This window comes from Neisseria sp. P0021.S006, from assembly GCF_051956895.1.
In genome coordinates this window covers 1-1,323 of the sequence record NZ_JBQCWZ010000382.1, presented here as the reverse complement: position 1 = coordinate 1,323, position 1,323 = coordinate 1, and the positions used below count along the sequence as shown (strand labels likewise).

Genomic DNA, 1,323 nt, shown 5'->3' with positions numbered 1-1,323 from the left:
GTCTTTGCTGTGATCACGGTTCAGCCAGCCTTTGCGTTTGTGCATACCGGATTCCAACTTCGCAGCCAGGCTCGGACGAATGCCGCGTGCAGACTCATCGCCTGCTTGTTGTTCCAAACGGCGTTTGAGCTGAGACAAAGAGGCGGAGTTTTCATAACCGCATGCGCGTGCGAGTTTGGTCAATGAGCCGGCTTCTTCAACCAGTAACAGAAAATTGGTCAAATGCAGTTGAGCTTTGTTCATAATGGTAGTTTCCTTGAAATCAAAGATTGGGGTAAAGGTTTCTAATAACGGCCAAGACGGCATCATTTTGCGCTGCCGAGCCTATGGTTATGCGGACACACTGATCCAAAAGCGGATGGCTGCCATGCAGTTTTTTAATCAGTATGCGGTTTTGCTTCAATGTTTCAAACAGCTCGTTCGCATCAGGTACGCGAACGGTAATAAAGTTGGCTTCGCTCGGAAAAACTTCCAAACGGTTTAATTTCAACAATTCATTCATCACGCGCGAACGCTCGTTTTTTAATGTATCAATGTTTTGCTGAATGATTGGATGATGCTTCAATGAGAATTTCGCCGCCGCCAAGCTTAATTGATTCATATTGTAAGGCGGAAGGATTTTGGCCAGTTCACCCATAATGCTTGGGCTTGCCGCCGCATACCCCATCCGTAAGCCGGCAAAGCCGATTTTACTGATGGTGCGCATTACGACCAGGTTTTCGACTTCGCCCGCCCACGGAAGGAAACTGTCATGATGAAACGCACCATATGCCTCATCGACAACCACAATGCCGGTATCCGCACGAATGACCGCCTCTACTTCTTCTCGCTTAAAGCACACGCCGGTAGGATTATTGGGATAGGCAATAAAAATTAATGACGGCTGATGTTGCTCGATAGCGGTCAAAACGGCAGGGAGATTTAAAGAAAAATCTGGATTTAAGGGAACGCCGACATATTCCATGCCATAAAGCGCGGCATTATGACGATACATAACGAAACTTGGCTCAATACCCAATACACGCGCATTTGGTTTGGCAACCAGCATAGTCAAAAATTGGATAAGCTCATCGGAGCCGTTACCCAATGCGATTTCCGCTTTATCGGGAATACCGAAAACCTCCCTCAATTCTTCATAAATACCGCTCTTGGCAGCATGGGGATACAAATGAATCGGCGCCTGCTTTGCCAAGTCCGCCCATTCCGATAATAAAGATTCATACCCGGCGAAAGGATGATGCGGACACTCCATGGCGTCCAACTTAATAAAACCTTCCGGCAAATCAGCAACCTGATAGGCTGTCATTACTTTAATATCATCAC

1 protein-coding gene and 1 pseudogene are annotated in these 1,323 nt (G+C 46.9%); both read right to left on the bottom strand.

Annotated elements, in window-relative coordinates:
• Positions 1-243: pseudogene (locus ACTHUM_RS14325) on the bottom strand (imidazoleglycerol-phosphate dehydratase HisB); the annotation flags it as partial.
• A gap of 19 nt (positions 244-262) precedes the next feature.
• Positions 263-1,323 (bottom strand): histidinol-phosphate transaminase (gene hisC / locus ACTHUM_RS14320; RefSeq protein WP_440403203.1); only part of this gene is annotated, 1,061 nt, incomplete at its 5' end.